Raw genomic sequence first — 8,646 nt, 5'->3', positions numbered from 1 at the left:
CTGACCTCACCAACCCCGTTTCCCGCCACGATCCGATCCAAGCTTTGCGGGATCGCTATCTCGATGCTGCCTTGGACGAGGCCAACTTCTCAGGCTGGCTGCCCAATGCGTTGGAGCGGGCACGTGAAGCGGCCAACCTCAGCGAGGGTGAAGCCTTGCTCGCCGCCCCACGCGGTGCAGTGGATTTGATCGACGCGTGGTTTGACCGGGCCGAGCGCGCGATGGAGCGGGCGATTGAAGATTGTGAGCCGGGCACTAAGATCCGCGCCAAGGCGACCTTGGCCGTGCGGGTGCGGCTGGAAGCTTTGTCTACCCATAAGGAAGGCCTGCGCCGCGCCGCGATCTATCTGGCTGTGCCCAATAATACTCCTGACGCGGTGCGGATTGGCTGGCGCGCAGCAGACCGGGCTTGGGTGGCGATGGGCGATCCCTCGACCGACTTTAACTATTATTCCAAGCGCACCATTCTATCGGGCGTCCATCTGGCGACTTTGGCTTATTGGTTACAAGATGAGAGCGCGGAAAGTACCGCCACGTGGGCCTTTTTGGACAAGCAAATTGGCGGCGTGATGCAGTTTGAGAAGGTGAAGGCCCAAGTCAATCAATTGGTCGACAAGATACCCGATCCTTTGGGCATTTTGACTCGCCTGCGCTATGGCGCTCAGCCGAAGCCGTGAAGCTTAATCACATGGCCCATTTTGCGGCCATCGCGCACTGTCCGCTTGCCATAGAGATGGACGAAAGTGTCTGCTTGGCCCGCCAGATCGGCCAAACCGTCCACATCATGGCCGATCAAATTGGTCATAACGACACGTGGCGCGTGGCGCTTCGTTGAGGCCAAGGGCCAATGCACGACAGCGCGGATATGTTGCTGGAATTGGTCTGCGGCACAGCCGTCCTGTGTCCAATGGCCGGAATTGTGCACGCGTGGGGCAATCTCATTGACCACCAGTTCGTCGCCTAGGACAAAGAATTCCACCGCCAATACGCCGATATGGTCCAAGGCTGCGGCCAGCTTAGCAGCGGCCGCAACGGCCCTTTCGCCCAATGCGTCGGAAATCTGCGCAGGAATGGTCGACGTCCGCAAAATGCCACCTTGGTGCACATTCTCGGTCACGTCATAGGCCGCAACACTGCCATCGACGGCACGGGCTAGAATGACCGAGACTTCGCGCTCAAACGGCACAAAGCCTTCAAGAATGGCGGGGCTTCCCCCCAGCGCGGCCCAAGCCTCAGCCACGTCGCTGATCTGGCTTAAGCGGAATTGGCCTTTGCCGTCATAGCCCAAAGTGCGGGTCTTCAAGATGGCAGGCAGGCCAATGGTCGCCACCGCGCGCTCAAGGCCTTCGAGGCTGTCACAAGCGGCAAAGGGCGCGGTTTGAAGGCCCACGCCTTGGATGAATTGCTTTTCGACCAAACGGTCTTGCGTCAATTGCAGGGACTTGAGACCCGGACGGATGACGGCGCGCGCCTCTAAGAATGCCAGCGACGCGGCGGGCACATTTTCAAACTCAAAGGTCACGACGTCGACGCACTCGGCAAAAGCGGCCAGCGCCTTTTGGTCATTCCAAGCAGCATTAAAGCATTTGGCGGCGACCCGCCCGGCCGGACAATCGGCCTCTGGCTCATAAACCACGCAATCGAAGCCAAGCTCCGCTGCGGCCATGGCCAGCATGCGGCCCAATTGTCCGCCACCCAAAATGCCAATGGTCGAACCGGGGGCTAGGCGATCAGAAGCGGCCGTCATTCGCGCGGATCGTCCCCAACCGCTTCGGTCTGCGCCTCACGCCACGCCGTCAAGCGCTCTGCCAAAGCTTCATCGGTCAACGCGAGGATGGAAGCGGCCAACAAAGCGGCGTTCGCGGCACCGGCCGGGCCGATGGCGAGCGTGCCGACCGGGATGCCCTTGGGCATTTGGACGATCGATAAAAGACTATCTTGGCCAGACAAAGCGGCAGAGCGCACGGGCACGCCAAGGACGGGCAAAGTCGTCATCGCGGCGACCATGCCGGGCAAATGCGCTGCGCCACCGGCACCAGCAATAATCACTTTTAAGCCGCGGCCTTTGGCTTCTTTGGCATAGAGGCTCATCTTGTCAGGGGTGCGGTGGGCGGAAACGACTTTGGCCTCGTAAGGCACAGCCAAATGGTCGAGAATCTTGGCCGCCTCAATCATGGTTTCCCAGTCCGAGCGGGAGCCCATAATCAATCCAATTTGTGGGCCGATTTGTGGGATAGAGGCCATAGATTGCGCTTTCCAACACTTGCGACGAAAGCTGCCTGCATCCGCCTGCGCCTGCGTCAACACCCAAGAAAGCGGGGCTTCTAGTCGTAATGGGCCAGAAAGGGAAGACCTGATCGGAAATCCGTCCCCGTAAACATCTTGTTAACCAATCGCGCGCACAGCCTAGAGGCACAGGTTTTGGGTTTTGCGCCCTTACAGAGCGTACCATAAAGTGCTACATAGACTGAGAATTAAGGCCGTGTGAGGCGGCCAAGACGGGAGCGTTAGGCGGTGTCGTTTGCACAACATCATTCTGATGGAAAGCCGAAAGCGACCGCGCCGTCCTTGCAGCCGAAATCGGCGCTTGAGCGGGCAACCCAAGCTGCGGCAGCCGCCAAGCGCCACCCGATAGCCGAACCAAGCCAAGCACCAAGCAGCCAACAGGCTTCTGAGGCCCAGGCGGCAGAGAAACCGACTGTACTTGGCATTCCACCTCAGGAACTCACCCCTCATGTCCGCCGCGCGCTGAAACATTTGTCCGATCAGGTGACAAGCCTCAAATCGGATCGGGCGCGCTTGGTGGATCGGTTGCGCCGTGCCGAAGAATTGGCAGACCGGGATACGTTGGTGCCGGTATTCAATCGCCGCGCCTTTGAGCGCGAATTGAACCGGGTGATTAGCTTCGCACATCGCTATGAGGTGCAGGCCAGCCTCGTCTATTTTGATCTCGACGGCTTCAAACAGATTAATGACCGCTTTGGTCACCCTGCCGGCGACGCCATCCTCTTGGCAGTCGGCGAAACTTTGGCGGCTAACATTCGCGAGAGTGATCTGGTGGGTCGCGTCGGCGGGGACGAGTTTGCCGTCATTCTGGCCAAAGCAGGCCCCGAAGATGCTCGCCGCAAAGGCGCACAATTGGCCGAAGCCATTTCCCGCACAGAAATCACCTATCAAGGTCACCGCCTGCAAGTGGGCGCGGCTTATGGCTCTTATACGTTTGAGTCAGATGATACCGGTGAACGGGCTTTGTCGCGGGCTGATGAAGCCATGTATGCCAATAAGGTTGGCCGCAAAATCCAAAGCCTCTGACTACAGATCCTTGATGTAATGGATAAAGCCTGCATGGCGGGCCACGCGGTCATACAGGCTGCGGCCAGCTGCATTAGTCTCATGCGTCAACCAATAAACGCGTGCTGCATTTTCGGCACGCGCCGCATCCGCCACCGCTTCGATCAAGGCCTCGCCCACCCCGCGCTTACGGGCGGCTGGAAACGTGAACAAGTCTTGGAGATAACAATAAGGCCCAATCGTCCAAGAGGATGGATGATAGAGGAAGTGGACGAGACCCAAAACCTCGTCGCCATCAACTGCCACAAGGCCATGCAGCGGCCCTTCTGGATCGAGTAAGCGCTGCCACGTCGCTTCGGTCACCTCTGGCGCGAAATTGCTGACCTTATAAAAGGTCAGATAGCCGTGCCACAGCTCTTCCCACACTGACCGGTCATTCGCCGCCAAGGGCCTTACGCGCAGATCACCCATGCTTCACCTCAACACCAAGTGCTTATTTTGGAAAGGCTTTTGGCGCGACCTGCACCACTTTGCTGCCGCGCGCGACGACTTCATTCACCGCCATACCGCGTTCAACCACGTGATTTCTAAATCGGAACAGTCCGTCGACGCCGATAAAGCCGTCTTGGGCCTCAATGGCGCGGGCGGAAGCCCCAGACTTGCTGCCTTCCCGCGTCATGCGGGCCAGCATGGCGGTCGCGTCATAACCCATGCCAGCCAGACGGGTTGGGCGGCGTTGATAGGCTTGGTTGAAGCGTTGCTCAAATGCGCTGCGGGCTGCTACGTCAGGCGTTACAAACCACGCCCCCATCATCCGGCTGTCATTCAAAATATCGGGATCATTCCAGAGCCCCGTGCCCAGATAGCGTACTTGACGGGAGCTGGCACCCGACTGGCCTAAAGTTTGAACAATGGCGCGCAACATCGCCCCGCGTTCTGGGATCAAAATCGCAGTTTCCCGGCTGGCATTCCCGCCAGAGACCCGGCCGGCAACACGCTTCGACACTTCGAGCGCGGAAGTCATGGATGTCGATCTCGGATCATAACGCTCATCGCCCATGAACTCGATACCCGCTGCGGCGGCAGTTTCACGCGCGGCGGCGGCTACCCGGTCGCCATAGCGACCTTCTGGGGCCAAAACGACCAGCTTTTTGACGCCCTGTTCGGCCGCGTAGCGGACAATCTGACGGGCCTCATCTTCGGGCAGGAAGGTCAAAACATAGATATCGCGACCGGCTTCGGACGTATCGGTCGAGAAGGAAAACATGGGAACATCATTAACCCGCGCATAGGGCGCGATGGCTGACACGCCACTGGCGAACAAGGGCCCTAAGATAAAGTCCGCGCCCGAGCGCAGCGCATCCACTGCGGCTTCACGCGCCGACTCTGGCGTATCGCCAGAATCCTTTGGAATGAGGAGCATAGATGCGTCCCCATGCTCAAATAGCGCGAGTTCAGCCGCGCTTTGAAGGGTCTGGGCTTCGTTACGAATGGCTGGATTGTCGCTGCTAAAGGGTGCCAGCAAAGCGACACGAACCAGCTTGCGACCCACCATATGTGGCGGCGTCAGCTTATTGGTTGCTTTGATCAGATACGGGTTTACAGGCTCTTGCACCACCGGCTGGGTCGGGGGGGGTGGCGGCGTGATGGTTTGTGGGGTGGATGCGCACGACGCCAAGCCCATCAACATAGCTGCGCAAAGGCTTGCGCCTAACGCGTGTTTAAGGCTTGGTATCTTTGTCGGAAAGTACAAACCTTCTGTCGAAGAAATGGATGACATGGCCAACGCTACTCCCAATAATCGGCCTAAGTCTAAGCGTGAGGCCAGTCCGGTGCAATCGCATCAACTGGAAACGCCCATAAAAATGCTGTTAGAATCGGGACTTTACCTCGTGGCCACACCCATTGGTAATTTGGGGGACTTCACGCCACGCGGGGCCAAAACGCTGACCGATTGCGACATCATTCTGGCAGAAGATACACGTGTAACCAAGCGCTTGATGGGCCTGCATGGAATCAACGGCAAGGTTGTTCGGTGTGATGAGTCCGCGACGGAAACGGGCCTTAAACAGGCACTGAAGATTCTTGATCAAGGCGGGTCGGTGGCCTTTTGCTCAGACGCGGGCACCCCGGGCGTCAGTGATCCGGGGGAACGTTTGGCCCGTGGCGTGATTGAAGCTGGGCATAAAGTTCTGGCCGTGCCCGGTGCGTCTGCCGCCTTAGCCGCTTTGATTGTTTCAGGCCTACCTTCAGCGCGGTTCTTCTTTGCGGGTTTTGCGCCATCAAAAGCGGGTGCGCGGGCGGACTTTTTCCATGAGTTTGCCTCGATCCCTGCCACTTTAATCTTCTATGAGACCGGCCCGCGCTTGGCCGAAAGTCTTGCGGCCATGGCCAAGGTTTTTGGCGACCGGCCCGCCTGTGTCGCGCGTGAGCTCACGAAGCTCTACGAAGAAACCCGGCGCGGCACCCTTTCGGCTTTGGCGGCCCATTATGGCGAGGCCGACGCGCCGCGTGGCGAGATTGTCGTGGTCGTCGGTGGGAAAAGCCACGACGTTGCGGATGCAGAGAAAATTGATTTGGATGGCGCGTTAGAAGAAGCCTTGTCCCGCCTCAGCGTCAAAGATGCTGCTGCCGCCGTGGCCCTAAAGACCGGGATCGCCCGACGGGATGTGTATAGCCGCGCCTTGGCGCTGGTTGCTGTACGCAAGCAGGTTGTATCATGAATTTAACCCAGCGCGCCCTTGCAGAGCGGTCCGGTCGCTGGGCCGAGAACTGGGCAGCCTTTGTGTTGCAGCTGAAGGGCTATGCCATTCTGGGGCGGCGGGTACAGACGCCAGCTGGCGAGATTGATCTGATCGCGCGGCGCGGCGATGTGCTGGCCTTCATCGAAGTTAAAATGCGCCAAGGGGCCGTTGATCCCGCCGAAGTGCTGCGGACCCGGCAAATGTCGCGCATTGTGCGAGCTGCGACGGGCTGGACGTCTAGACGCGCGTGGACCCAGCATTTCGCTTGGCGCTATGATCTGATGGTCGTTACCAAATGGCGCTGGCCGAAACATGTTCGCGATGCTTGGCGGCCAGAGATAGACCCCATGTTGAGTGGGCATGGCCATTCAGACAATGTGATTTCCTTTCGGGCGCGGCGCAAATGATCCCGAGGACGCGAGCAGACGCGGAAAGCGCAATCAAAGTGTGCGCCAACATGCCGGTAGACCGCTTTGACTTAACAGCCTGCGCCTTGGCTTGCGCCATTCATGAACACCCGGACCGCGATCTTTCCGAAGCCCTCAGCGTCTTGGATCAGCTCACCACCTTAGCCCAACAGCGAAAACCCCAAACCGCTTCGGCGCTGACACAATTGATTTTCGGCGAAATGGGGTTTGCAGGCTCAACCAAAGACTTTGATGATCCCGGCAATGCAGACTTAATCAGTATTTTGAAGGCACGTGCGGGCTTGCCCATTGGGCTTGGAGTGATTTGGCGCCATGTGGCACGCCTCTCGCAGGCAGCACTCCATGGAGTTGATTCTCCCGGGCATTTTTTGCTGCGGCTGGAGTCCAACGACGGGCCGATCTTTATCGACCCCCTTGCTGGCGGCGCGATTGTGGATGAGGTCGGCCTCTCTGAAATTGCCAATCGGGTTGGGATCAAGGCCTTAAGCGAGGCGATGCTGGCCCCGGTGTCAGATCGGGTGATGGCGGTGCGCTTACAGACCAATCTGGCGGCGCGAGCACGGGCTTCCGGCCAAATTGACGCTTGGCTGCGGGCGGCGTTTCGGCGTGCGTTGTTGGCCCCAGACAATTATCAAGTGGCGCACGACTATTCCCAAGCTGCAGAAGCCGCAGGACAAATTCATATAGCCCTTGAATGGGCGCACCGGGCAAGCCAACTTCAAGGCTACACCCAAGCTGATCGCGATAGAACCCAAACTCTCCGCCACAAGCTAAATTAGCGAGTTCACCCTGTGTCTGATTTTCCTGCCTCAAAACCCCTGCGTATCGCCATCCAGATGGACCCGATTGAGGACGTTAATATTGATGGCGATACGACCTTTGCCATGGCCGAAGAGGCGCAAAGTCGCGGCTATGAGATCTTCGTCTATCAAGTCGACACTTTAAGCTGGCAGGAAGGTAAAGTCCGTGCGCGGGCCAAGCCCGCCAGGGTTCAACGCGTCAAGGGCGACCATGTCACGCTCGGCGCAGAAGTCGTTTTGGATCTGGCTGAGGATGTCGACGTTGTCCTGATGCGTCAGGACCCACCGTTTGACATGAACTATATCACCGCCGCGCACATGCTGGAGTTCTTAAAGGGCAAGACTTTGGTGGTGAATGACCCCTTCTGGGTGCGGTCGAGCCCAGAGAAGATCGTCCCCCTTCTCTTCCCAGACTTGATGCCGCCGACCCTCGTATCGCGCGATGTCGCCACCATTAAGGCGTTTCAGGCGGAGCATCAGGACATTGTGGTCAAACCATTGTTTGGGAATGCAGGTGCGGCCGTGTTTCGGATCAAGCCAGAGGATGGCAATTTAGGCGCGCTGCTCGATCTGTTCTTCACCACCAGTCGCGACCCGATCATGGTGCAAGCCTTTGTGCCGGGGGTATTTGACGGCGACAAGCGGATCATCCTTGTCGATGGTGAACCTGTGGGCGCGATCAATCGGGTCCCCAAGGGCAATGATATTCGCTCCAACCTCGCCGTGGGCGGCACCGCCCATCCTGTTGACTTGAGTGAAGCCGATCTGGCCATCTGTCGCGCCATTGGCCCAACCCTGAAAGAGCGCGGCCTTTTGTTCGTCGGTATCGACGTCATCGCAGGCCGCTTAACCGAAATCAATGTCACCTCGCCAACTGGCGCTTTGGCGCTCAAAGCTTTCTCTGGGGTCAATGCAGTTTCGCTCATGTGGGATGCCATCAGTCGTAAATTGAAATAGACATTACTCTATGGTAAGAAAGTTGTGCACAGCCTTTAGAGGTAGAAAATCACAATCTAGCGTTAGAAATAGTCTTTTGTTCGTTATCCGTTCGTTGTATGTTCTAATTTCTAGTTGGAATGTGGATAGTTCGGAAGCGAAACGATGGTTGCTCGATTGGTTACATGGGCCTTTGATGGGGCCGAGGCGCGCAGGGTAGATGTTCAGGTCCAAATTACGGACGCCGGGGCGAACCCCTATTTCTCCATCGTTGGCTTGGCAGACAAGGCCGTTGCCGAAAGTCGTGAGCGTGTGCGCTCTGCTTTTGCAGCCATTGGCCTATCGGTCCCCGCCAAGCGCGTGCTGGTCAATTTAGCGCCAGCGGACTTGCCCAAAGAGGGCTCACACTATGATGCGCCCATTGCCGTCGCCCTCTTAACCGCCATG

11 protein-coding genes are annotated in these 8,646 nt (G+C 58.1%); 7 read left to right on the top strand and 4 right to left on the bottom strand.

Annotated elements, in window-relative coordinates; genetic code table 11:
- Positions 1-677, top strand: a 677-nt coding sequence (locus ACOVRA_RS08275) for a COQ9 family protein (RefSeq protein WP_421719873.1), incomplete at its 5' end; no start/stop codon positions are given.
- Here the strand turns inward: ACOVRA_RS08275 and ACOVRA_RS08270 are convergent.
- Together ACOVRA_RS08270 and purE are read right to left on the bottom strand one after the other, a co-directional pair.
- On the bottom strand, positions 662-1,747 hold the full coding sequence (locus tag ACOVRA_RS08270; RefSeq protein ID WP_421719872.1) for a 5-(carboxyamino)imidazole ribonucleotide synthase: 1,086 nt from the start codon (positions 1,745-1,747) through the stop codon (positions 662-664). The genes ACOVRA_RS08275 and ACOVRA_RS08270 overlap by 16 nt on opposite strands.
- Positions 1,744-2,244, bottom strand: a complete 501-nt coding sequence (gene purE / locus ACOVRA_RS08265; RefSeq protein ID WP_421719871.1) for a 5-(carboxyamino)imidazole ribonucleotide mutase — start codon at positions 2,242-2,244, stop codon at positions 1,744-1,746. The genes ACOVRA_RS08270 and purE overlap by 4 nt, the downstream gene beginning before the upstream one ends.
- Positions 2,245-2,514: 270 nt before the next feature.
- Between purE and ACOVRA_RS08260 the strand changes: the two genes are divergently transcribed.
- Positions 2,515-3,312, top strand: a complete 798-nt coding sequence (locus ACOVRA_RS08260) for a GGDEF domain-containing protein (protein WP_421719870.1) — start codon at positions 2,515-2,517, stop codon at positions 3,310-3,312.
- Here ACOVRA_RS08260 and ACOVRA_RS08255 read toward each other — a convergent pair whose 3' ends face one another.
- A complete protein-coding gene (locus tag ACOVRA_RS08255; RefSeq protein WP_421719869.1) occupies positions 3,313-3,762 on the bottom strand; it encodes a GNAT family N-acetyltransferase in 450 nt (149 codons plus the stop codon).
- A gap of 22 nt (positions 3,763-3,784) precedes the next feature.
- The gene (locus ACOVRA_RS08250; RefSeq protein WP_421719868.1) at positions 3,785-4,981 is read right to left on the bottom strand and encodes a penicillin-binding protein activator; all 1,197 of its coding nucleotides are present in this window, start codon (positions 4,979-4,981) and stop codon (positions 3,785-3,787) included.
- Positions 4,982-5,069: 88 nt separating this feature from the next.
- Between ACOVRA_RS08250 and rsmI the strand changes: the two genes are divergently transcribed.
- From rsmI to ACOVRA_RS08225, 5 genes are all read left to right on the top strand, one after another.
- A complete protein-coding gene (gene rsmI / locus ACOVRA_RS08245) occupies positions 5,070-6,014 on the top strand; it encodes a 16S rRNA (cytidine(1402)-2'-O)-methyltransferase (RefSeq protein WP_421719867.1) in 945 nt (314 codons plus the stop codon).
- Positions 6,011-6,442 (top strand): YraN family protein, encoded by a 432-nt coding sequence (locus ACOVRA_RS08240; protein WP_421719866.1) that lies wholly within the window; start codon positions 6,011-6,013, stop codon positions 6,440-6,442. The genes rsmI and ACOVRA_RS08240 overlap by 4 nt, the downstream gene beginning before the upstream one ends.
- Before the next feature lie 50 nt (positions 6,443-6,492).
- Positions 6,493-7,242, top strand: a complete 750-nt coding sequence (locus tag ACOVRA_RS08235) for a transglutaminase family protein (protein ID WP_421719865.1) — start codon at positions 6,493-6,495, stop codon at positions 7,240-7,242.
- 12 nt (positions 7,243-7,254) lie between these two features.
- The gene (gene gshB, locus ACOVRA_RS08230) at positions 7,255-8,220 is read left to right on the top strand and encodes a glutathione synthase (RefSeq protein ID WP_421719864.1); all 966 of its coding nucleotides are present in this window, start codon (positions 7,255-7,257) and stop codon (positions 8,218-8,220) included.
- Between the two features lie 144 nt (positions 8,221-8,364).
- On the top strand, positions 8,365-8,646 hold a 282-nt coding region (locus ACOVRA_RS08225), incomplete at its 3' end, for a magnesium chelatase domain-containing protein (RefSeq protein WP_421719863.1).

Source organism: Aquidulcibacter sp. (assembly GCF_049239865.1).
Classification (GTDB): domain Bacteria; phylum Pseudomonadota; class Alphaproteobacteria; order Caulobacterales; family Aquidulcibacteraceae; genus Aquidulcibacter.
The sequence above is the reverse complement of the archived record's forward strand: the minus strand, read 5'-3'. Positions and strand labels throughout refer to the sequence as shown.